This is a genomic window from Flavobacterium sp. RSP49 (assembly GCF_003968735.1).
Taxonomy (GTDB): Bacteria; Bacteroidota; Bacteroidia; order Flavobacteriales; family Flavobacteriaceae; genus Flavobacterium.
Window position 1 is genome coordinate 121,806 of the sequence record NZ_RYDN01000006.1, and the last position, 22,712, is coordinate 144,517.

A 22,712-nucleotide genomic window follows, 5' to 3' on the forward strand; every position below is an offset into this window, starting at 1 on the left:
ATTACATAAATTTGTTAAAAAATAGATTTTGAAAAAATATTTTATTCTCTACAAGCCTTTTTTGATTTTTCTAGGTACTTTTTTTTTAACTTACATAGTGCTGACTTTTTTGTATCAGCGTTTTCTTAATGGTTTTGAAGAAAATCAAATAGATTCTGTTACCAGAATGGTAAGTGAAAATACAGAGCAAGTGCTGCAGTTATTTAATGATGAATCTTCAATTGAAGAGAGTACTGCATTTCCTTATATGAAGTTGTTTTATAACCAGAAATATGTAGCCCGAATTGTAGAAGGTTGTAATGCAATTAGCGTAATTATTTTGTTTATTTCATTTGTCGTGGCCTTTTCTGGAAAACTACTAACGACGCTGCTTTTTATCTTTGGCGGAAGTCTGTTTATTTATGTATTGAATGTTTTGAGAATAGCTGTTTTAAGCGCACTTATTTTTTATTATCCAAAACAGGAACCCTTCTTGCATGGAGTTCTTTTTCCGTTGTATATTTATAGTATTGTTTTTGTATTGTGGTTAATTTGGGTTCGTAAATTTTCAGGATATGCTTCAAAAAATTCTAAATAACAAAGTTTGCGCACTGCAATTCCTTTTTTTGGTTGTATTGTTGGTGCTTGTTCGTGCTTTTGAAAATCAGTTGTTTTATGATCCTTTTCTAGATTTCTTCAAGAAAGATTTTGCTACGTTACCGCTGCCAAGTTTCAATGCAGGCCAATTGTTTTTTGGACTATTTTTCCGTTACACACTAAATGCCGCCATTTCATTGGGTATTATTTATTTGCTTTTCAAAGAAACAATGATGGTGGAATTCGCCTTTGTCTTGTATTATTTTCTTTTTATGATTTTAATGGTTGCTTTTTTCTACATCGTCTATTTTACTGGGGAAAACCACAATTGGATATTGTTTTATATCCGTCGGTTTCTAATTCAGCCTATTTTTTTATTATTATTTGTTCCTGGATTTTACTATCAAAAACAAAATAAGTAGTTTTTTTTATCTTTAATGTGGATTTAAGTATTGTAAATCGAATTACTAGAGATATGAAAATAGTGAAACATTCTGGCGACTTAGTCAAATTTAATTCGGATCAACTTAAAAAATTTCACCTTTAAATTCTGGCGCTAGTACCATGGTGGTAGAGGCTATTTTACGGGCCAAAAGAAAGCAGATGTTTGAAGGTATTTCTACAAAGAAAATCTACATAATTGCTTTTTCATTATTGAATAAAACAGCTACTTCCCGTGCAGCACGTTATGATTTATCAGAGCCCATTTAGCTTTTAGGGCCTGTAGGTTTCTTTTTTGAAAAGTATATAGCAGGTGTTTTCGCTGCTGAAAATTACAAAACGATTGCTAATAGTTTACAACTGGAATTCAATTATGAAATTTCCAATCATTTAAATATGCGTTCAGCTTATAAATTTTATGATGTAAAAACGGATTATGTTTCGGGAAATTACCAAAAACCACTGCAGGCGAAATTTCGTTTTTTCGGTAATTTAAAATATGAAACATTCATTGGTGAAAATGGTAAACAATGGAAATTCGATTATACATTCAATTGGATTGGTCAACAACAATTGCCCAACACGGCTTCAAATCCAATAAATGACAGGTTAGATGAATTTTTGCCATCTTATTCTTTAATGAACGCTCAAATTACAAGGACTTTTTCTTCAAAGTTTGAAATGTATATTGGAGGAGAAAATATTGGAAATTACACCCAGGAAAAGGTTATTATTGGTAGTGAGAATCCTTTTGGGTCCACTTTTGATGCATCAATTGTATATGCGCCGGTTTGTGGACAAATGTATTACGCAGGATTGCGATTTAAAATAAAATAAGCACAGTGTAAAAAATTAATAATCACAATAAAAAAGTAAAAATGAAAAATATTATTTTAATACTAATGGTAAGTTTTCTGGGATTTGCTGCTCAAGCACAGGAAAATAAGAATAAAAATGCTAAATATGTCACTGAAGTAAATGGTAATTGCGAGCAGTGCCAGAAGCGAATTCAAAAAGCGGCATATTCGGTGAATGGAGTGAAATCAGCAGTTTGGGATATACAAACACATCAATTGAACGTAATACTTAATGAAGAAAAAACATCTTTATTAGAGGTCAAAAAAGAGGTGGCCAAAGTAGGTCACGACACAGAGGGAGCCAGGGCTTTAAAGGAAGATTATGACAGTCTTCATGCTTGTTGTCAATATGAACGAAAATAATTTTAAAGAAAAGACAAAGTGAAAACTTTGGTTTTTTTAATGCCATACTTTAATTTTTTTTTCAGTAAAAATTGTAGTTGTTAACTATGAAAAACGGTTATACACATAACTAAAATCAGGATTTTTATAAACAACTTTTGGCTGTAAATAATGTAACGATAATTCTGCTACTTTAAATAGTTAATAAAACTTTAAAATAGTATCATAAATTGTGGTTGAGATATATTATCCGTACTTTCACGCACGAATAATTTTAGCATAAAACACCGTAGAATGAACGATTTTGATTGGAAGAATTTAATTGACCCACTTTTTTATATTCATTTTGATGTTAATGGAATTAAATTGGGTATTTATATAGTTTTATTTATTGTTTTTGCGGAGACGGGTCTTTTTGCAGGTTTTTTTCTGCCAGGAGATAGTTTATTGTTTTTGGCAGGAATTTACAATCGCGAATTGATAGAGAATATTTTAGTTATCAATAATGATTTTCTAAATGTAGTCCTCCTATCCACACTTGTCGCATTGTCAGGAATTTTAGGAAACGTAGTAGGTTACTGGTTTGGTTCTAAAAGCGGGTATTATCTATACAACAAGGAAGATAGTTTTTGGTTTAAGAAAAAGTACTTGGTTCAATCAAAAGATTTTTTTGAAAAATACGGTGGTAAGGCAATTATTTTTGCTCGATTTCTTCCAATATTGAGGACTTTTGCACCAATAGTTGCCGGAATCGTTTCAATGGATAAGAAGAAGTTTATGTTTTATAATATTTTAAGTTCTTTTATTTGGTCGTTCACCCTAATTTTTGCCGGACATTATTTATATGGTTTTTTACTTGAGAATTATCAGATTGATCTAAAGGAGCATATCGAATTAATTGTATTGATTTTAGTAGGGATTACTGTTTTACCGGTAATTTATAAGTTTAGTAAGAAATCAAAAGTGCAAGAATAAACAAATTATAACGCATAAAAAAACCGTCCCAATTTTTTATCGGGACGGTTTTTTATTTGAAAAGAATTGAGATTACATCATCCCTGGCATGCCGCCACCCATTGGGTTTCCACCACCATTATCTTCTTTAATATCAATCAAAGCACATTCAGTAGTCAATATCATTCCGGCAACGGAAGCTGCATTCTCTAAAGCTACACGAGTTACTTTTTTAGGATCAATAATTCCTGCTTTAAGCATGTCAACATATTCGTCTGTTTTTGCGTTATAACCAAAATCACCACTACCTTCAGCGACTTTTGCAACAACTACAGACCCTTCAAGACCTGCGTTTTCAACAATAGTTCTCAATGGAGACTCCACTGCACGAGATACAATTTGAATTCCGGTTGCTTCGTCAGCATTATCTGCTTTAATAGCACTAAGTGCATTTTTAGCTCTCAGTAAAGCAACTCCACCACCAGCAACAATTCCTTCTTCAACTGCAGCACGAGTAGCGTGAAGTGCGTCATCTACTCTGTCTTTTTTCTCTTTCATTTCTACTTCAGATGCAGCACCTACATAAAGTACAGCAACTCCACCAGCTAATTTAGCCAAACGTTCTTGCAACTTTTCTTTGTCATAATCAGAAGTGGTAGCTTCCATTTGACCTTTGATTTGGTTGACACGATTTTTGATCATATCCGCATCACCTGCACCACTTACAATTGTAGTATTATCTTTATCGATAGTCACTTTCTTAGCAGTACCTAACATTTCGATAGTTGTGTTCTCTAAAGTGTATCCTCTTTCTTCTGAAATTACAGTTCCACCAGTTAAAATAGCGATGTCTTCTAGCATAGCTTTTCTTCGGTCTCCAAAACCAGGCGCTTTTACAGCAGCGATTTTCAAGGCTCCACGTAATTTATTTACCACTAGTGTAGACAATGCTTCCCCATCTACGTCTTCAGCAATAATCAATAATGGTTTCCCAGATTGTGCTACAGGCTCAAGAACCGGTAATAATTCTTTTAAAGAAGAAACTTTTTTGTCATATAAAAGGATGTATGGATTTTCTAGTTCTACCTCCATTTTTTCTGAATTGGTAACAAAATAAGGAGAAAGATATCCTCTGTCAAACTGCATGCCCTCAACAACATCAACATACGTATCTGTTCCTTTAGCTTCTTCAACAGTAATAACCCCTTCTTTTCCCACTTTTGCGAAAGCAGCAGCGATTAACTCCCCAATTACTTCGTCATTGTTAGCAGAAATTGAAGCGATTTGTTTGATTTTTTCAGAATCCGTTCCTACTACTTTGGCTTGTTTAGCCAAATCAGCAACAATAGCATCAACTGCTTTGTCTATCCCGCGTTTCAAATCCATAGGATTGGCTCCGGCAGCAACGTTTTTCAATCCTTCTTTTACGATCGCTTGTGCCAAAACGGTTGCAGTTGTAGTTCCGTCTCCGGCTAAATCATTCGTTTTAGAGGCTACTTCTTTTACCATTTGTGCGCCCATATTTTCTAGTGGGTCTTTCAATTCAATCTCTTTTGCTACAGTTACACCATCTTTAGTAACGGTTGGTCCGCCAAAAGCTTTTCCAATAATAACATTACGACCTTTTGGCCCTAGCGTTACTTTTACTGCATTTGCCAATGCATCAACACCACGTTTTAATCCGTCACGTGCTTCTATATCAAATTTTATATCTTTTGCCATTTTAAATTTTGTTTAATGTTTATTTGAAGGGACAAGTCACGACTTGTCCGTACTTTAATTTAGATAATTGCAAGAATATCGTCTTCACGCATGATCAAATAATCTTTTCCTTCTAGTTTCAATTCAGTACCAGCATATTTTCCGTACAAAACAGAATCACCAATTTTCACTGTCATAGTGTGGTCTTTTGTTCCGTTTCCTACAGCAACAACAGTTCCTTTTTGTGGTTTTTCTTTGGCAGTATCAGGGATGAAGATTCCTGACGCCGTTTTTGTTTCAGCAGCAACGGGCTCGATAAGGACTCTGTCTGAAAGAGGTTTAATGTTTAAATCCATGATTTTATATTTTTTAGTATTCAATATTAATTAATAAAGATGAAGATTTCAGAAATTGTGCCATCTTAATCAAACTGACACATTTTCTTATAAAAAATGCCAGCTTTGACAGGCTGGCATTTAGAATATGTAGAAGTGATTTATTTTACTGGATTTGTAGCTGCTGGTGTGTTTTGAGCAGGTACTGCTACAGGATTAGTTGTGCTTGGTGCAGCGGTTCCCATATTGTCAATGATTTTAGAATCAGTATCACTTAATGTTCCTGTAAAGCTCAAGCTTGAAAGTAATATAAGTGCGATTAATATAGTTGCTAATGTCCAAGTGCTTTTGTCTAAAAAGTCAGTTGTTTTTTGTACCCCGCCTAACATTTGAGAACCACCTATTGTAGAGGATAATCCACCACCTTTAGGGTTTTGAACCATGATTACTACGATTAATAGAAAACAAACTATAGTTATTAAAACTAAAAAAATTGAAAATGTGCTCATTGTTTAATTATTATTATGTTGTAAAATCTTAATATCCGTTATGCGGTCTGCAAAGAAACTACTTTTTTCTGGATATTTCAAAATTAATATTTCATAAGCTTGTATCGCTTTTTGATATTTTTTTTGTTCCAAGTAAACTCGGGCTAAAGTCTCGGTCATCAGGTACGAGTTATCTGTTGCATTTAGGTCTAAGGATACTGAGGAAGCAGCGCCGTGTTTTACAGGAGAAATCTTAGGACTTGTTTCTATAAATTTATTGATTAAGTCTAATTTTTTTCTTTTCTCTCCGTCCATTGGAGCTGCGGAGGGGTTAGAATCCTCATTGCCTCTTTCTATAGGTTCTGTACGCGAGAGCTGGAGCCATTCTTGGAAGGAATGTTGTTCTTTTGCCGAAAAATTTAAGGGTTTTCCAAGATCCATTTTTTCTACTATCGGTATAGAATCCGTTTGGATTAGGGCGAGTGGTGAAGCTTCCTTTATTGAGGTAAGAATGGATTGTTCTAAAGGATTTGATTTAGGTTCTTTTTTTTCTTGAAACGAAATAATTTCACTTTCAACTACCGGAATGTCGAGGATTTCAAGTGCTTTTTTAGTAAAGAGACTTTTATGAATTGAAGTAAAAACATCGGAGGTAATAAAGTCAAATAAAATAGATCTGTCCGTTGTATAAGCAGCCGTTATTTTTAAAGCACCATTGTATTTATAACTGTTCTCATTGTACAGGCTTTTTAGGTGAAGTGCTCTGGCGCTCTGAAAATAAGGAAATTCGTTTAATACTTTTTCCAAAGCTTCTGTTTGCTTTTGATGTACAACATCAGGTTTGTTAATCAAATAAGTATAATCAGTTACATTCATTTTTCAAGTGTTAAATGTTCAGTAATCAATGTTCAACAATCAGGCTTCAAGTTTTAGGATATTGCACTGAATACTAAAAACTACCAACTGGATATTTCTTTATTTACCATTTAGCCAGAGATTCATTAAATATATCTTGTGTTATTCTTTCAAAAATATCTTTTAGAGCAGCATTCAAGGTTGCGCCTGTTAATTGTTGTTGTGCAGGATAATCAAAGAAAAAAGTAAATGGTTTTTCAAAATCATCTGTTTCTTTTTTCTTGTTGGTAAAACGAACATTCACACGAATTGTCAAACGGTTTTGAGAAGCTTGCTGGTCTGCCGTTGCCGTCATAGGACTAATTCTGTAATCGACAATTTCTCCTTCATAGGTTAAATCTGCACCATTTTGTACCAAGTTTAAATTGGTTTGATTCTGAATCAAATCTTGAAGCTCTAGTGTAAATGTCCGGTCAATTCCGGGTTCAATTAATTCAGCATTATTCTGAAAAAAGCCCACTTGAAATGTTTCAGCATCAATTTTCCCCGTCCCTGTAAAGTTGTAAATCGAGCAGCTGTTGATACTTATTATAAGTACGGAGAGAAGTATACGTTTTAGATATTTCATTTTATTTTTTAAAAATTGCTTCGTCGGTTCGCCAATATTCGGGTCAAATATATTCATTTCAATTAAACACCTTCTATTTTTTGGGCTACATTACAAATCAAATTGTTTGATTTTCCGGTATAAAGTTCTTTCGGAAATTCCCAACTCATCTGCGGCGGCTTTTCGTTTTCCTTTATTTTTTTCTAATGATTTCTTAATCATTTCTATCTCCTTTTGTTCCAGACGCAAGGTTTCCTCTTCTTCGACAGTTTCGGCAAAAAGATAAGTATCATCCCTTTCTTGATAAGCGTTGTCATTGTTTTTTACAGCTATTAAAGTTGCTCTTGGTTCTTCTTCAAAATCAATTTCACTATCATTTTCCTTAGATCCATATATTTTCTTGATCAAGTTTTGATTTGTTTCCTGGACTTTAGAAACACCATTCTGGATGAGTTCTAAGGTTAGTTTTTTTAAATCATTTAGATCGCTTTTCATATCAAAAAGTACTTTGTACAAAATTTCTCTTTCGGTACTAAAATCACTTTCGTTTTTTTGGTCTTTAATAACGGAAGGTAAATTGTTTCCTTGTACGGGTAAATAGGATTGTAATGTCACTGCAGATATCTCTCTGTTGGTTTCTAAAACGGATATTTGTTCCGCTACATTTCGCAATTGTCGGATGTTTCCGCTCCAACGAAATTTTTGCAATAATTGCACAGCACTTTCATCCAGTTTCAAAGGAGGCATTTTATATTTATGGGCAAAATCAGCGACGAATTTCCTAAACAATAAGTGAATATCCTCTTTTCGATCGCGTAAAGGGGGCAAAGTAATATCCACTGTACTTAAACGATAATAGAGGTCTTCACGGAATTTCCCTTTTTCGATAGCATCAAATAAATTGACATTTGTGGCCGCCACAATTCTGACATTTGTTTTTTGTACTTGTGAAGAACCTACTTTTATAAATTCACCATTTTCAAGAACACGCAACAAACGCACTTGGGTGGTCAAGGGTAATTCGCCCACTTCATCCAGAAAAATAGTTCCTCCATCAGCCACTTCAAAATAACCTTCGCGAGTTCCTGTTGCTCCGGTAAAAGCGCCTTTTTCATGCCCAAAAAGCTCACTGTCAATGGTTCCTTCTGGAATGGCGCCACAATTTACAGCTATGTATTTTCCGTGCTTTCTGTGCGAAAGCGAATGAATAATTTTGGGAATATTCTCTTTTCCAACTCCGCTTTCTCCGGCTACCAATACGGTAATGTCAGTAGGAGCAACTTGAATGGCTTTTTCTATCGCACGATTAAGCTTCGGGTCATTCCCGATAATCTCAAATCGTTGTTTTATGTTTTGAACTGATTCCATATTGTCATTGCGAGGCACGAAGCAATCTCATTTATAATTACTTAAACTCTTTTATTTCTAATGAATTAAAAATTAGCCACTAATTTTATTAATTCATTTCACTCAAACCAACTGCTTTCCCTTTCAAAGTGCCGCTTGTACAACTTTCAACTTTAACCAAAACAAAATCCCCAATTTTATAATTCTCCTTTGGGAAAACTACGGTAGTACTTTGTGAATTTCTGCCGGAAAACTCCTCAGTCGATTTTTTCGAAACTTTTTCTACTAAAACTTCTACGGTTTGTCCAATGAATTCTTCACTGCGGAACCAAGCATGTTTTTGTTGTAAATCGACAATTTCCTGCAGTCTTCTTGCTTTTGTTTCATCGGTAACATCATCTTCCATTTTTCTTCCAGCCAAAGTTCCCGGACGTTCGGAATACGAATACATATAACCAAAATTATATTTCACATATTCCATTAAACTCAAGGTGTCTTTATGGTCTTGTTCGGTTTCTGTAGGGAAACCAGCAATCATATCCTGTGAAATGGAACCATTTGGAATAATAGTCCTGATTTTGTCAATCAAAGTAATGTACTCTTCACGTGTGTGCAAACGGTTCATTTCTTTAAGAATTCTATTGCTTCCAGATTGGACAGGCAAGTGAATGTGTTTGCAAATATTAGGATGTTTTGCAATCACGTGCAGCACACTTTCATGCATATCCTGCGGATTAGAGGTTGAAAATCGAATGCGCATTTTAGGAAAACCTACGGCTACCATTTCAAGGAGTTGGTCAAAGTCTACAGCAGTTGCTTTTTGCATTTCGGTAGCGTTTTCAAAATCTTTTTTTAATCCGCCGCCGTACCAAAGAAAACTATCCACATTTTGTCCCAAAAGCGTAATTTCCTTAAAACCTTTGTCCCACAAATCCTGAATTTCCTTCATGATACTTTGTGGTTCACGGCTGCGTTCGCGTCCTCGGGTAAAAGGTACCACGCAAAACGTACACATATTATCGCAACCACGGGTGATAGAAACCAAAGCTGTGATTCCGTTGCTCATCAAACGGACAGGCGAAATATCACCATAAGTTTCATCCTTCGATAAAATCACGTTAATCGCATCACGTCCTTCTTCTACTTCTTGCAAAAGGTTCGGCAAATCTTTATAGGCATCAGGACCTACAACGAGGTCCACAATTTTTTCTTCTTCCAGAAACTGACTTTTCAAACGCTCGGCCATACAGCCCAAAACACCCACTTTCATCTTTGGATTAATGCGTTTTACGGCATTGTATTTCTCCAGACGTTTGCGAATTGTTTGCTCTGCTTTATCCCGAATAGAACAGGTATTCACCAAAACTAAATCGGCTTCTTCCAGAATTTGCGTCGTATTATATCCGTTTCCAGATAATATAGAAGCTACAATTTCACTATCCGAAAAATTCATTGCGCAACCATAACTCTCAATAAAAAGTTTCTTCGTGTTCTCGGGTTTATGTTCTAGAACAAGATTTTCACCTTGTTTGCTTTCTTCAATAATCTTTTCCATCCTATATTTTCAAAGTGCAAAGATAAGTCAATTTCAATAAATATGACAAGATGTCAGACTAAGAATTAACACTATTTTGTGTTTTAATTTTGGAATAAAAAAAAACGTTCTTTTAGAAATAAAAGAACGTTATCATTATCAAACCAGGTGTTGTTGTAATTAGAACAATACCACACCCAATTGAATTCGGGCAATTTTAAGTGCTGGATTCCACATTGCTACTGCGGAAACAGGAAGTTTGTAATTTAGAATGTGAATGTTTTTAAACGCCCTGATTCCGGTATTTACAATATCAAAATTACTGTTGGGATCATTTGTATACAAATGGGAGGCCCCGTTTAAGGCAAATCCGGCTCCTAAATAGGCCTCTAAAGTGATTTTTTGATTTTTCAATAATGGATATCCTAATTCAACATAGGTGGAATATCTGTTTTTATAATCGAGGTTGTCCATTAATTCGCGATCATTGCCGTAAAGTAGAAAATTAGCTTCTATCCGCAAGGGGAATCGGTCAGGAAATTGATAGGATGTTCTTAAATCAAGAATGTGCGTGGTTGTTTTTCGATCGTAATTAAAAACGGCAGGGTTTTCAATATTTGTAGTATTGAATAGGTCCCATAAGGCGATTGAAAAACCATTTTTTTGGTATTGAATGTAATAATCAATTTCTTTGTACTCGCCATCAAACCCATTTCCGCCCCAAAGACCAACGGTTAGATTTTGTTTTTTGTCCAAAGCATAATGAATGTTTCCCATGGCAGTCATGCTTCCGTTGATAACCAGTCCTCTCCAGAGGTGGCTCGTTTTTAATTCTACATCAAAATCCAGTCGGTTCGTTTTTGTGTTTGCTACAGCTGCTGGAATGGTATCGGTAACAGGCGTTTCTTGGGCATATCCAGCTAGCCCTATAATAGAGATTATAGTGGTAATAAATAATTTTCGCATGATTTTACTTTTAATAAATAAGGTTAGAGAAGTAACATATACAAGGTTGCGGCCAAACAGGAACCTATTATAGGACCAACGATAGGAACCCAGGCATACCCCCAATCGCTACCGCCTTTTATGGGTAAAATAGCATGCATCAAGCGAGGTCCAAGATCTCTGGCAGGATTTATGGCATACCCTGTGGTGCCTCCTAAGGATAATCCGATCGCCCAAACTAAAATAGCGACCGGTAAAGCGCCAACAGTTCCAAGTCCAATTGCAGCGCCAGTATCAGAACTCATGATCAGCTCCGGACCAGCAATGTAGAATATAACAAAAATTAAAACAAAAGTGGCGATGATTTCACTCATCAAATTGGAGGAGTAATTCCGAATCGCGGGTCCCGTGCAAAAACAAGCAAGTTTTCCGCCTTCATCTTCTGTGGCTGCAAAATGATCTTTATGGGAAAGCCAAACTAAAAAGGCTCCCAGCATAGCTCCAATGAATTGAGCCAAAATGTAGGAGGCAACCTGTGACCAGGCAAATTTTCCTATGAGTGCTAAGCCTAAGGTGACAATAGGATTTAAATGCGCACCGCTAATCGGACCGGCAACAGCAACGCCTACAAAAACGGCAAAACCCCATGCCGTACTGATGACAATCCAGCCTGAATTATTTCCTTTTGTTCCTTTAAGAACTACGTTTGCAACTACTCCGTTGCCTAATAAAATCATTAGCATGGTACCAATAATTTCTGCTATAAATGGTGTCATCTTTTAGTGTTTTTAGTGGTTTATAATTAGTCTTCGATCCAGTTTGAAGCTCGTCCTACAGCTCTGTTCCAATTGTGGACTAATTTATCGGCTTCATCTCTAGACATCTCTGGATTAAATTCTCGGTCTATTGACCATTGTTCTTGTAACTCATCGACACTGTCCCAGTACCCTACCGCTAATCCTGCCAAATAAGCCGCCCCTAAAGCGGTGGTCTCAAGTGTTTTAGGTCTTATTACTTTAAAGTCAAATAAATCCGATTGGAATTGCATCATTAAATTATTGGCAGCAGCTCCTCCATCAACTCTTAATTCTGTTCCTTTTTTGCCAAAATCACCTTCCATGGCTTTTACCAGATCGTATACTTGATAAGCAATTCCTTCGAGGGTGGCACGTGCAATATGTGCATTTGTGGTTCCTCTAGTAATACCAACGATTGCACCCCTTGCATATTGATCCCAATGTGGTGCGCCAAGTCCAGTTAAGGCAGGAACAAAATAAACACCACCATTATCTGGTACTTTTGATGCTAAAGTTTCGATTTCTTCTGCAGTATCGATCATTTTTGCCCCGTCGCGCAACCATTGTACCGCTGCTCCTCCAACAAAAACACTTCCTTCTAAGGCGTAAGTAGTTTTTCCGTTAATTTTCCATGCCACAGTAGTCAACAGATTGTTATTAGAATATACCGGTTTTTCACCTGTATTCATCAACATAAAGCAACCTGTTCCATAAGTGTTTTTGGCCATTCCTGGTTTTGTACATAATTGACCAAATAAAGCTGCTTGTTGATCTCCAGCAACTCCGGCAATTGGAATTTTTGTTGAGAAAAGAGTTGTGGCAGTTTCACAATAAATTTCGCTGCTTTGGTGGACCTCTGGCAACATTGCTTCCGGAATGTCGAATAACTCTAATAATTCAGTATCCCATTCTAAAGTGTGAATATTTAGTAGTAAAGTTCTACTAGCATTTGAAACATCAGTCATGAATTTTTCGCCTCTTGTCAACTTCCATATTAGCCAAGTGTCAACGGTTCCAAAGCAAAGTTTCCCTTCTTCTGCTTTCTCACGAGCCCCTTCTACATTGTCTAAAATCCATTTTACTTTGGTGCCAGAAAAATAAGCATCCAGGACTAGACCTGTCTTCTTCTTGATCATATCGGCATGCCCTTGCGCTTTCAGTTCGTCACAATATTTCGCAGTTCTACGGTCTTGCCAAACAATGGCGTTATATATTGGTTCACTGGTTTCTCGATCCCAAACTATGGTTGTTTCTCTTTGATTTGTAATTCCAATTGCTGCTATTTCTTTTCCAGAAACTCCAACTTTTGCAATAACTTCTGCGGCTACACTAATCTGTGAAGACCATATTTCTTTAGGGTCATGTTCTACCCATCCTGGTTTAGGAAATATTTGTTCAAAATCTTTTTGAGATACACTTACGATTTCGCCTTCATGGTTGAAAACGATAGCTCTTGAGGAAGTGGTTCCCTGGTCAAGAGCTAGGATTAATTTGTTTTTCATAGCTTATAGGTTAATGTTTAATAAATTAAGTTAATAGTTTAATTTGATCTAAATTCAGGTAAGAGGAATCCGTTTGCGATTGTTTTAAATTCTTTAGTTTGTATTTTGATCCAAGCATCATCATAGCCGAGTTCTTTAGCCAATAATTCTGCGACTTTTTCAGAAGCAGCAATAGCAGCGTGAGCGTCTAAGAATAATAGTCGTACTCTTCGTGATAGGACATCATCGATCGTTCTGGCCATTTCATGGCGTATTGCCCAAACAACTTCAGCCAGCGTGTAATCGTAGTTTGGATGTAGTTTTTCTTTTAATTCAGGTTGTTGATTTTGTAATTCTAGTATTTTAGGAATGTCAGTTCCATAGATGTAGAGATGATTTTTTCTATCAACAGTGCTTGTTTTAATATTTCCGTGAATTGATATATTTTCTGTTTTACAGTCTTTTTTAGGTAGATGATGAACAGTGATTGCTTTGTCAATAATATCTTCGGCAATTTTTCGATATGTAGTCCATTTGCCTCCGGTTATTGTAATTAATCCTGTTTCGGAAACAATTATTTTGTGGCTTCTGGAGACTTCCTTGGTACTTTTTCCTTCTTTTTCAGGGGCCGCAAGTGGTCTTAGTCCAGCAAAAACCGAAAGTACATCTGCCCGTGTTGGTTTTTTTGCCAAAAATCTCTGAGCAGTTTCCAAAACAAAATCGATCTCTTTTTCTAATGCAATAGGTTCTAAACTGTGGCTTTTTATCAAAGTGTCTGTCGTCCCCACAACAATTTTATCATGCCATGGTACGGCAAACAAAACTCTTCCGTCACTCGTTTTTGGAATCATCAATGCGTGATCACTAGGCAGAAACGATTTATCAAAAACAAGGTGAATTCCTTGACTCGGAACAATATACTTTTTATAAATCGTATCATTTAGTTTCATTATAGAATTTGTAAAAACACCAGTGGCGTTTATAACAGCTTTTCCTTTCAGTTCAAAGAACTCTCCGGTTTCTTGATTTTTAACCTGAACGCCGGTTACCTGATTGCCGCTGTCTTTTAATAAGCCGACAACTTTAGTGTAGTTTAATAGGCAAGCCCCTTTTTCTACCGCGGTTTGGGCAATGTTAATCGCTAAACGTGAATCGTCAAATTGACCGTCTTGATAGATAACACCGCTAACTAATCCTTTTCTTTCAATAGTAGGAAGTAATTCAATTGTTTCTTTCTTCGAGATGTATTGAGATTTTCCTAAACTTAGCTTACCTGCTAACATATCGTAGATGGTGAGTCCTAAAGTATAAAAATAACCACCCCACCAATTGTAATTAGGTATAACGAAAGATTGATTTTTTACAAGATGCCCGGCATTTTGCGCCATTAATCCTCTTTCTTTAAGAGCTTCTCTGACAAGGGATATATTACCTTGCTCAAGATAACGGACGCCACCATGAACCAACTTAGTACTTCTACTTGATGTTCCTTTTGCAAAATCTACAGCTTCAACCAAAATGGTTTTATAGCCTCTGCTGGCGGCATCAAGTGCAGTCCCAAGGCCACTCGCTCCACCACCAATGACGATTACATCCCATTCTTTAGTTTCATTTAATTTGGATATTTCTTCGTGACGTTTCATAATGTGTTATTTTTGTATTTAAATCTTTCTTAAAGCAAATAAAGTGAAACTAAATGAAACCACAAAGAGAATTTTTATATATTTCTATTTTATTTTTTCATTTTTCATATTTTTACTGTTAAAATATGGTTATTCCTTATTATTAGTCTGTTTTTTATTCATTGTAGCCAGTGTGTTTAATAAGTTCACCGGAAAGGGTTTGATAATAGGGTTGATTAGAATTAAATCTAGAATGTTTAAAATCGTAACTATACGAAAGTTTTCGAGTCCTTCGTAGAATGACGTGCTACTGTAAAGTACTCGAGTTGACTCCGGTAATCAGTCTATTGGTAGTTTTCGAAGGAATGCTATTGATAAATAGGGGTTTTTGTCCGAAAAAAAGTAACGCATAGCAAAAGAGGCTGTTCGAAAAGTAATTTTCGAACAGCCTCAGTTTTTTTCGGTACATTATAAAATCAGGAGTTATTTTGTTCTTAGTGTTTGCTAAATTTCGCTTTGAGCATAAAATCTTCAACCTTTTCGACCATATTGTAATTCACGCAAAAGAATGGTGCTCTTTCGTGCAATTCAGTCGGTATAATTTCCACGATTCGATTAAAGTAATCTGATGCTTTTCCTCCAGCTTGTTCCGCTATAAATACCAATGGATTGCATTCCTAATTTTGGCATTGTTGTACTAGTTGAATATACGTATACTCCGCCCTTTATCCACTCCCATGAATGTCCCCAACTAAGCTTCCAATGTATAAGGAAGCGTATGACCCTTCGTCCTATTCAAGTTGGCAATACATGATATAATCTTTTACTCCCCGAGGAAAATGAACATAATTCCCTTCATTTGTAGAATATATATTTCCATCTTTCGGGAATTGCATCTTAGGATGAGATAACTAAAATGTTCCAATAGCCTGGTTCAATGTAAAACCCGTTATGCCGTGAGCTGTTGTGTAAACAAGCATCGTTGATGTTCCGTAAATGTCGTAACCGGCAGGAACCTGATTGATTCTTGGTTGTAGAAAATATTCGAGCGTCACTGGAGTTCCGATTGGAGTAATTCTCCTGAAAACTGAAAAAATTGTCCCGACTGAAACGTTTACATCAATGTTGGAGGATCCATCAAGCGGGTCCATCAAAACTACGTATTTATTATTATGATTTTTATCGCTTCGTTCTACTGCTATAAACTCATCATTCTCCTCGGAGGCGATGCCGCACACAATTTCTCGATTTATTAGGGTTTGAATAAAAACTTCATTAGCATAAACATCTAATTTTTGCTGATCTTCTCCTTGAATGTTAGGAGCACCTTCTCCACCTAATAGTACGCTCGGCCCTGTTAGTTACGGTCCTAAAATTATATACATTCAGTCGCTGTAACTTCGTTTTTCTTTGTTAATAGCATGTTTGGTTTTGATTTATGCACTATTTTGTTTTAATAAACTTCGAAAAGTAAACTTACTGAAACTAAATTATATAAAATGAAATTTATTTGTATATTTTATTTTTGTATCTTTCAATATCAAAAATATTAAATAAGAGGACTTATTATGACTATAATCAATAGAAGACAAGAGGATATACTGAAAGAGTTAAATCAAAAAGGATATGTGAATGTGGTTGATTTGTGTGAAACCCATAATGTTTCAACCGTAACCATACGAAAGGATCTTAACTTTTTGGAAAACGAAAAGCTATTGCATCGCACGCACGGTGGGGCCAGCAAGCAACCCATTTATGCTTTTGAAAGAGATGTAAGTGATAAAGAGGCATTACAGGTTGGGCAAAAAAAGGAAATTGCAGAAGAAGCATTAAAGTATATTAGCAATAACGATTATATCATATTAGGGTCGGGCTCCAATATTCATTATTTATCTCAAATTATCAAGGGTTTCCGTAAATTAACAGTGCTTACTCCCTCGCTAAAGGTTTCGTTAGAGCTTTGTAAAGAACCAAGTATTGATACAATTCAGTTAGGCGGGGACATTCGCAATAACTCCACTTCTGCCGTAGGGCCTATTGCGGAATCTATTCTAGGACAATTTTCATGTAATAAATTGTTTTTGGGGGCAGATGGTGTAGATTTAGAATTTGGGTTAAGTACATCTAATGCGCTTGAAGCCCATTTAAATAAGGCAATGATTGATGTCGCCGAGAAGGTTATTGTATTGGCTGATTCAACAAAAATGAATATTAGAGGATTTGGTAAAATTTGTAATTTGAATAGAATTGATGTTTTAATTACTGATAGCGGTATTGATAATACAACAAAAGCGAAACTAGAAGAATTAGGGATTAACGTTGTCGTTGCCGGAAAAGGATGACCCTTGCTCCTTAATATATGCTTGTGAGAGTGAAAAAAGTGGTTTTTATAAGTTTTAGGATATACTGTTAGTTAAAGTTTTTTAGGTTCTTTTTTGGATGTGAAATATTTTTAAAATTTTCAAAAGCACAATATTTAAAAAAAACTTCTATTTTTGTCCCAGAAAAATAGAGCAATGGCAAAGAATTTAGTTATCGTGGAATCACCTGCAAAGGCAAAAACAATCGAGAAATTTCTAGGAAGTGATTTCCAAGTGGAGTCGAGTTATGGGCATATTGCCGACTTGCCTTCCAAAGAAATTGGAGTAGATGTGGAAAATGGTTTCAAACCAAAATACGAAGTTTCTGCTGATAAACGCGCCTTGGTTACAAAACTGAAAGGCCTTGCCAAAAAAGCCGATATGGTTTGGTTAGCAAGTGATGAGGATCGCGAGGGAGAAGCTATTTCTTGGCATTTATCCGAAGAATTAAATTTAGTAAAAGCCAAAACCAAGCGAATCGTATTTCACGAAATTACCAAAACTGCGATTCTAAAAGCAATCGAAAACCCGAGGGAAATCGATTATAATTTGGTCAATGCACAACAAGCTCGAAGAGTTTTAGACAGATTGGTGGGCTATGAATTATCTCCTGTACTTTGGAGAAAAATTAAAGGCGGACTTTCAGCAGGACGAGTGCAATCAGTATCTGTTCGTTTGGTTGTAGAGCGCGAAAGAGAGATTCAGAACTTTAAAACTGTTGCTTCGTATTCTATTGTGGCAGAATTTACTAATGAATCCGGGAAAACATTTAAAGCTAAACTACCTAAAAATTTCAATACAAAAAAAGAAGCCGAAGATTTTTTAAATAAAAATATCGGTTCTACATATAAGGTAGCTGATTTAGAAACGAAGCCTACTAAAAAATCACCAACTGGTCCATTTACTACTTCAACTTTGCAACAAGAAGCTGCTCGTAAATTGTATTTGCCTGTTGGGATTACCATGCAACTCGCACAACGGTTGTACGAAGCCGGACTTATTACGTACATGAGAACCGATAGTGTGAACTTATCAAAAGATGCGATGGAAGCTGCTCAGGCTGAAATTATAAAATCCTATGGAAAAGAATTCTCGAAACCTCGAACTTTTGTCAATAAAAGCAAAGGCGCACAGGAAGCGCACGAAGCGATTCGTCCTACTGATATGTCACGTCATACGGTAGATATCGACAGAGATCAAGCGCGTTTGTACGATTTGATTTGGAAAAGAACCCTAGCATCGCAAATGAGTGATGCACAATTAGAGCGTACCAATGTGAAAATTGAAGCGAACAATCACGACGAAATTTTTACTACCTCCGGAGAGGTTTTGCTTTTTGAAGGTTTCTTAAAAGTATATCTGGAAGGGCATGATGACGATGAAGAAGAGCAGGAAGGCATGTTACCGGCAATGAAAGTTAATGAGAAATTACAAAACAATTACATCTCAGCAACCGAAAGATATTCTAGAGCGCCTGCAAGATATACCGAAGCTTCTTTGGTAAAAAAATTAGAAGAATTAGGAATTGGTCGTCCTTCTACCTATGCACCAACGATTTCTACTATTATAAACAGAAATTATGTAGAGAAAGGAAATTTAGATGGACAAGAGCGTAATTACACACAATTGATTTTGCAATCCGGAAAAGTAGCGGAGAAGGTGCTGAAAGAAAACACAGGATCTGATAAAGGGAAATTGGTTCCTACTGATATTGGAACAATCGTTACGGATTTCTTGGTTAAGAATTTTGGGAATATTTTAGACTATAATTTCACGGCAAAAGTCGAAGAGGATTTTGATGAAATAGCGGAAGGAAATATTGAGTGGACTAAAATGATGAAGGAGTTCTACGATCAATTTCACCCTATAGTGAAAGATGTAGAGGCCAATGCAGATCGTGAAAGCGGGGAGAGAATTCTTGGAACCGATCCAAAAACAGGAAAGCCGGTTTCGGTTCGTTTAGGTAAATTTGGACCAATGGCTCAAATTGGTGCTGCTGATGATGAAGAAAAAAAGTTCGCAAGTTTGATGAACGATCAAAACATTGGGAACATCACTTTAGAGGAAACGCTGAATCTATTTTTATTGCCAAAAAATCTTGGCGAATATAAAGGAGAAGAAGTTGAGGTAAGCAATGGTCGTTACGGCCCTTATATTCGCCATGGCGCGGCTTTTGTTTCTTTGCCAAAAGGAGAAAATCCACTGGATGTTGATTTTGAAAGGGCTCAGGAATTAATCGATGAAAAGGCGATTGCCGATGCTCCAATTGCCATTTATAAAGGCGAAGGTGTTCAAAAAGGCGTTGGTCGTTTTGGTGCCTTTATTAAATGGGATGGCTTATTTATTAATGTAAGTAAGAAATATAATTTTGATAATTTGTCTCAAGCTGATATAGAAGCACTGATTGAGGATAAATTGCAAAAAAATATCGATAAAGTATTGCATAATTGGGCGGATGAAGGTATTCTGGTCGAGAAAGCCCGCTGGGGTCGCTCTGTAATCACCAAAGGAAAACTCAAAATCGAATTGAGTAAAGACGTAGATGCAGCCAAATTAACATTGGCGGAAGTCCAAGAAATGATTGCCAAAAAAACGCCTGCTAAAAAAGTAGCCGCCAAAAAAGCACCAGCAAAGAAAGCAGCTGTCAAAAAAACAGCCGTTAAGAAACCTGTAGCAAAAAAGTAATTAGTCACTAATTCCGGTTTCATCGCTCTTTGTTAAGAGTTGTGATTAAGGGAAAAAAATATAAAAATGGAATTTGATTTTCTAAAGCCCGTTGATGATGAAATCCTGGAATATATAAATGGATTGACTTCACAGCAACTGGGCGGTAAAATTGTGTTGCATACCCAGGAACAATTCCCTGATTTAAGCAAGATTAAAATTGCCGTATTAGGTGTTTTAGAAAACCGAGGCAATTTCAATGCGGTGTCCACTGTTGATTTACTCTCGGTTAGGAAAGAATTATACGGATTATTTCCTGGAAACTGGGATGCATCTGTTGCTGATTTAGGTGACATTCTTGCTGGAAACTCTTCGGAAGACACCTACTTTGCCTTGAAAAAAGTAACAGCAAGTTTAATAAAAAAGAAGATTATTCCCATTGTTATTGGAGGTTCTCAGGATCTGACCTATGCTTTGTACAGAGCGTATGATGATTTAGAACAGATGGTAAATTTAGTCGCTATCGATAATAAATTTGATTTTGGAAAAGAGAATGAACAGGCCTCGGCTACTTCTTATTTGACAAAAATAATTATAGACGAGCCGAACAATCTCTTTAATTATTGTAATATTGGCTATCAAACGTATTTTAATTCGCAAGAAGAAATAGATTTGATAGAGAAATTGTTTTTTGATGCCTATCGATTAGGGGAGGTTTCGAATAATATAGCTATATCTGAACCTGTTTTCAGAGATGCAGATGTGGTCAGTATTGATTTAAATGCTGTGAAATCATCTGATTCTGGCAATTTTAGTTCATTTGCACCCAATGGTTTTAACGGGAAAGAAATATGCGCGCTGTCACGATATGCAGGAATAAGTGACAAAGTTTCCGCATTGGGGATCTTCAATCACAATAATTCCGCACAAGAATCAGTGATCATAGCACAAATAATTTGGTATTTCATAGAAGGCTTTCATTATCGCTCGCATGAGTATCCTTTTGGAAGTAAAGAAAACTACTTGAAATACATAGTTCCTATGGAAGAAGAGGATCTTGTTTTCTATAAAAGTGATAAAACCGACCGATGGTGGATCGAAATTCCATTTATTTCAAATGTTAATAATAAATTAAAAAGAAACACGTTATTACCATGTTCTTATGAAGAATATTTAATGGCTTGTAATCAGGAATTGCCCGAAAGATGGTGGAAAGCGCAGAGGAAAAACATCATTTAGGATAATTTTATGCTTATTTATTCTTTTTTTATAAAAAAGAGTTTGTTTAGTTTAAAAAAATTGTTTTTTTAAAAAATAATAAATAGGTTTACACCCTTAAAAATAATGAATATATAACCAAATTTATATGAAGAAGTTCATTGCATTTACGTCAATTTTGACCCTTTTAATTGGCTGTGGTAAATCAAGCGACAGAGGAGAACTAGTTGGTATTAATGGAGGGAAATGGCATCCGGAAAAACCTTTTGGAATGGCATTAATCCCAGGTGGTGCTTTTATAATGGGTAAGTCAGATGCTGATTTAGCCAATGTAGAGGACGCTCCGACAAAAACAGTTACGGTTCGCTCCTTTTATATGGATGAAACGGAAATTACCAATAGTGAATACCGTCAGTTTGTAGAGTGGGTAAAAGACTCTACAATGAGGGTAAGATTAGCTATTTTAGCAGATGAAGTAGGGCAAACTGCTGATGCCTCAACTGCTAAAGGTAGGAATGCAGGAAGCATAAGTGATTTTGCATTTAATGATTCAGATCCAGAGAAAATGACCGCATATGACAAATACATGTATGATAATTATTACAGTATAGGAACCGCTGACGATCCTTATGCCGGTAGAAAGCTGAATAAAAAAGTAAAATTAATAAAGGATACGAAACTGTATCCGGATGAATATTATGCTGAAGTTATGGATTCTATGTATTTGCCAATAGAGGAATCATACAACGGTCTTCGCACTATTGATGTTAATAAATTGAAATTCCGTTATTCTTGGATGGATATTCAGGCTGCCGCCAAAGCAAAAGTCGGAAGACGAAAAGACTTTATCAAAACCGAAGAAGTAAATGTATATCCCGATACTACCGTTTGGATTAAAGATTTTGCCTATTCCTACAATGAGCCAATGCATAATGATTATTTTTGGCACAAAGCCTACGGAGATTATCCTGTGGTAGGGGTCAAGTGGACACAAGCGAAAGCATTTTGCGCCTGGAGAACATTAAATAAAAACAGCTACGTCAAATCAAAAAAGAAAGGACAAGACTTAATTAATTCTTTTCGACTGCCAACCGAAGCAGAATGGGAATATTCAGCCAGAGGAGGTTTAGAATCTGCTACTTATCCTTGGGGAGGGCCATATACTAAAAACGACAGAGGTTGTTTCTTGGCAAATTTCAAACCCAACAGGGGCGATTATGCTGCGGATGAAGCTTTGTATACTGTTGAAGCAAAATCGTATGAACCAAATGGTTATAATTTGTATAATATGGCAGGAAATGTTTCGGAATGGACCGATTCTTCTTATGACCCTAATGCGTATGAGTATGTATCGTCAATGAACCCAAATGTTCCGGATACTTCAAATAAACGCAAAGTACTGCGCGGTGGTTCATGGAAAGATGTTGCTTATTTCCTTCAGGTAAGTACAAGAGATTATGAATATGCTGATTCAGCCAGAAGTTATATAGGTTTTAGAACCGTTCAGGATTACATGGGAGTTCAAACGACCGGAATCGGAAAAAAGAAATAATTATAACAAACCAAATCTATTCATTTTTTAAAAACA

At 36.0% G+C, this 22,712-nt stretch carries 20 protein-coding genes and 1 pseudogene; 9 read left to right on the plus strand and 12 right to left on the minus strand.

Going from position 1 to position 22,712, the window contains the following annotated elements; translation table 11 throughout:
* Positions 1-28: 28 nt before the first annotated feature.
* From xrtF to EKM02_RS05310, 5 genes are all read left to right on the plus strand, one after another.
* Positions 29-577 carry an exosortase family protein XrtF gene (gene xrtF / locus EKM02_RS05290; protein WP_126452805.1) on the plus strand — a complete coding sequence of 183 codons (549 nt, stop codon included), beginning with the start codon at positions 29-31 and terminating at the stop codon, positions 575-577.
* Complete coding sequence (locus tag EKM02_RS05295; protein ID WP_126452807.1) at positions 555-998, plus strand: exosortase F system-associated membrane protein; 444 nt, start codon at positions 555-557, stop codon at positions 996-998. The genes xrtF and EKM02_RS05295 overlap by 23 nt, the downstream gene beginning before the upstream one ends.
* A gap of 415 nt (positions 999-1,413) precedes the next feature.
* Positions 1,414-1,854, plus strand: a complete 441-nt coding sequence (locus EKM02_RS05300) for a TonB-dependent receptor (protein ID WP_158614722.1) — start codon at positions 1,414-1,416, stop codon at positions 1,852-1,854.
* Between the two features lie 41 nt (positions 1,855-1,895).
* Positions 1,896-2,237 carry a heavy-metal-associated domain-containing protein gene (locus tag EKM02_RS05305; protein WP_126452809.1) on the plus strand — a complete coding sequence of 114 codons (342 nt, stop codon included), beginning with the start codon at positions 1,896-1,898 and terminating at the stop codon, positions 2,235-2,237.
* A 273-nt stretch (positions 2,238-2,510) separates the two neighbouring features.
* A complete protein-coding gene (locus EKM02_RS05310; RefSeq protein WP_126452811.1) occupies positions 2,511-3,191 on the plus strand; it encodes a DedA family protein in 681 nt (226 codons plus the stop codon).
* Between the two features lie 72 nt (positions 3,192-3,263).
* Here the strand turns inward: EKM02_RS05310 and groL are convergent, their stop codons facing one another.
* From groL to fbp, 12 genes and pseudogenes are all read right to left on the minus strand, one after another.
* Positions 3,264-4,892, minus strand: a complete 1,629-nt coding sequence (gene groL / locus EKM02_RS05315) for a chaperonin GroEL (protein WP_126452813.1) — start codon at positions 4,890-4,892, stop codon at positions 3,264-3,266.
* 59 nt (positions 4,893-4,951) lie between these two features.
* The gene (gene groES / locus EKM02_RS05320) at positions 4,952-5,227 is read right to left on the minus strand and encodes a co-chaperone GroES (protein ID WP_126452815.1); all 276 of its coding nucleotides are present in this window, start codon (positions 5,225-5,227) and stop codon (positions 4,952-4,954) included.
* A 140-nt stretch (positions 5,228-5,367) separates the two neighbouring features.
* Positions 5,368-5,715, minus strand: a complete 348-nt coding sequence (gene secG / locus EKM02_RS05325; RefSeq protein WP_126452817.1) for a preprotein translocase subunit SecG — start codon at positions 5,713-5,715, stop codon at positions 5,368-5,370.
* Between the two features lie 3 nt (positions 5,716-5,718).
* Positions 5,719-6,570: a tetratricopeptide repeat protein gene (locus EKM02_RS05330; protein ID WP_126452819.1), complete on the minus strand. Its 852-nt coding sequence runs from the start codon at positions 6,568-6,570 to the stop codon at positions 5,719-5,721.
* 103 nt (positions 6,571-6,673) lie between these two features.
* Complete coding sequence (locus tag EKM02_RS05335) at positions 6,674-7,177, minus strand: LptE family protein (RefSeq protein ID WP_126452821.1); 504 nt, start codon at positions 7,175-7,177, stop codon at positions 6,674-6,676.
* Between the two features lie 90 nt (positions 7,178-7,267).
* Positions 7,268-8,524, minus strand: coding sequence for a sigma-54 interaction domain-containing protein (locus tag EKM02_RS05340; RefSeq protein WP_126452823.1), 1,257 nt, complete (start codon positions 8,522-8,524; stop codon positions 7,268-7,270).
* A gap of 88 nt (positions 8,525-8,612) precedes the next feature.
* Positions 8,613-10,058: a tRNA (N6-isopentenyl adenosine(37)-C2)-methylthiotransferase MiaB gene (gene miaB / locus EKM02_RS05345; protein WP_126452825.1), complete on the minus strand. Its 1,446-nt coding sequence runs from the start codon at positions 10,056-10,058 to the stop codon at positions 8,613-8,615.
* Positions 10,059-10,217: 159 nt separating this feature from the next.
* On the minus strand, positions 10,218-11,003 hold the full coding sequence (locus EKM02_RS05350; protein WP_126452827.1) for a hypothetical protein: 786 nt from the start codon (positions 11,001-11,003) through the stop codon (positions 10,218-10,220).
* Between the two features lie 23 nt (positions 11,004-11,026).
* A complete protein-coding gene (locus EKM02_RS05355; RefSeq protein ID WP_126452829.1) occupies positions 11,027-11,758 on the minus strand; it encodes an MIP/aquaporin family protein in 732 nt (243 codons plus the stop codon).
* Positions 11,759-11,784: 26 nt separating this feature from the next.
* The gene (gene glpK, locus EKM02_RS05360; RefSeq protein ID WP_126452831.1) at positions 11,785-13,281 is read right to left on the minus strand and encodes a glycerol kinase GlpK; all 1,497 of its coding nucleotides are present in this window, start codon (positions 13,279-13,281) and stop codon (positions 11,785-11,787) included.
* Positions 13,282-13,319: 38 nt separating this feature from the next.
* A complete protein-coding gene (locus EKM02_RS05365; RefSeq protein ID WP_126452833.1) occupies positions 13,320-14,903 on the minus strand; it encodes a glycerol-3-phosphate dehydrogenase/oxidase in 1,584 nt (527 codons plus the stop codon).
* A gap of 473 nt (positions 14,904-15,376) precedes the next feature.
* Positions 15,377-16,225: pseudogene (fbp, locus tag EKM02_RS05370) on the minus strand (class 1 fructose-bisphosphatase); the annotation flags it as partial.
* 225 nt (positions 16,226-16,450) lie between these two features.
* Here fbp and EKM02_RS05375 point away from each other — a divergent pair.
* The 4 genes from EKM02_RS05375 (at position 16,451) to gldK (ending at position 22,676) form a co-directional block, all read left to right on the plus strand.
* Positions 16,451-17,224 (plus strand): DeoR/GlpR family DNA-binding transcription regulator, encoded by a 774-nt coding sequence (locus EKM02_RS05375; protein WP_126452835.1) that lies wholly within the window; start codon positions 16,451-16,453, stop codon positions 17,222-17,224.
* Positions 17,225-17,398: 174 nt separating this feature from the next.
* Positions 17,399-19,927 carry a type I DNA topoisomerase gene (topA, locus tag EKM02_RS05380; RefSeq protein ID WP_126452837.1) on the plus strand — a complete coding sequence of 843 codons (2,529 nt, stop codon included), beginning with the start codon at positions 17,399-17,401 and terminating at the stop codon, positions 19,925-19,927.
* Between the two features lie 66 nt (positions 19,928-19,993).
* Positions 19,994-21,145 carry a formimidoylglutamase gene (locus EKM02_RS05385; RefSeq protein ID WP_126452839.1) on the plus strand — a complete coding sequence of 384 codons (1,152 nt, stop codon included), beginning with the start codon at positions 19,994-19,996 and terminating at the stop codon, positions 21,143-21,145.
* 127 nt (positions 21,146-21,272) lie between these two features.
* Entirely contained in the window at positions 21,273-22,676 is a 1,404-nt protein-coding gene (gldK, locus tag EKM02_RS05390) for a gliding motility lipoprotein GldK (protein WP_126452841.1), read from the plus strand.
* Positions 22,677-22,712 lie beyond the last annotated feature (36 nt).

Bases quoted from the DNA above. Each gene is read 5' to 3' on its own strand.
- EKM02_RS05295 (WP_126452807.1), top strand. From the start codon at position 555: ATGCTTCAAAAAATTCTAAATAACAAAGTTTGCGCACTGCAATTCCTT.
- EKM02_RS05300 (WP_158614722.1), top strand. From the start codon at position 1,414: ATGCGTTCAGCTTATAAATTTTATGATGTAAAAACGGATTATGTTTCG.
- EKM02_RS05305 (WP_126452809.1), top strand. From the start codon at position 1,896: ATGAAAAATATTATTTTAATACTAATGGTAAGTTTTCTGGGATTTGCT.
- EKM02_RS05310 (WP_126452811.1), top strand. From the start codon at position 2,511: ATGAACGATTTTGATTGGAAGAATTTAATTGACCCACTTTTTTATATT.
- groL (WP_126452813.1), bottom strand. From the start codon at position 4,892: ATGGCAAAAGATATAAAATTTGATATAGAAGCACGTGACGGATTAAAA.
- groES (WP_126452815.1), bottom strand. From the start codon at position 5,227: ATGGATTTAAACATTAAACCTCTTTCAGACAGAGTCCTTATCGAGCCC.
- secG (WP_126452817.1), bottom strand. From the start codon at position 5,715: ATGAGCACATTTTCAATTTTTTTAGTTTTAATAACTATAGTTTGTTTT.
- EKM02_RS05330 (WP_126452819.1), bottom strand. From the start codon at position 6,570: ATGAATGTAACTGATTATACTTATTTGATTAACAAACCTGATGTTGTA.
- EKM02_RS05335 (WP_126452821.1), bottom strand. From the start codon at position 7,177: ATGAAATATCTAAAACGTATACTTCTCTCCGTACTTATAATAAGTATC.
- EKM02_RS05340 (WP_126452823.1), bottom strand. From the start codon at position 8,524: ATGGAATCAGTTCAAAACATAAAACAACGATTTGAGATTATCGGGAAT.
- miaB (WP_126452825.1), bottom strand. From the start codon at position 10,058: ATGGAAAAGATTATTGAAGAAAGCAAACAAGGTGAAAATCTTGTTCTA.
- EKM02_RS05350 (WP_126452827.1), bottom strand. From the start codon at position 11,003: ATGCGAAAATTATTTATTACCACTATAATCTCTATTATAGGGCTAGCT.
- EKM02_RS05355 (WP_126452829.1), bottom strand. From the start codon at position 11,758: ATGACACCATTTATAGCAGAAATTATTGGTACCATGCTAATGATTTTA.
- glpK (WP_126452831.1), bottom strand. From the start codon at position 13,281: ATGAAAAACAAATTAATCCTAGCTCTTGACCAGGGAACCACTTCCTCA.
- EKM02_RS05365 (WP_126452833.1), bottom strand. From the start codon at position 14,903: ATGAAACGTCACGAAGAAATATCCAAATTAAATGAAACTAAAGAATGG.
- EKM02_RS05375 (WP_126452835.1), top strand. From the start codon at position 16,451: ATGACTATAATCAATAGAAGACAAGAGGATATACTGAAAGAGTTAAAT.
- topA (WP_126452837.1), top strand. From the start codon at position 17,399: ATGGCAAAGAATTTAGTTATCGTGGAATCACCTGCAAAGGCAAAAACA.
- EKM02_RS05385 (WP_126452839.1), top strand. From the start codon at position 19,994: ATGGAATTTGATTTTCTAAAGCCCGTTGATGATGAAATCCTGGAATAT.
- gldK (WP_126452841.1), top strand. From the start codon at position 21,273: ATGAAGAAGTTCATTGCATTTACGTCAATTTTGACCCTTTTAATTGGC.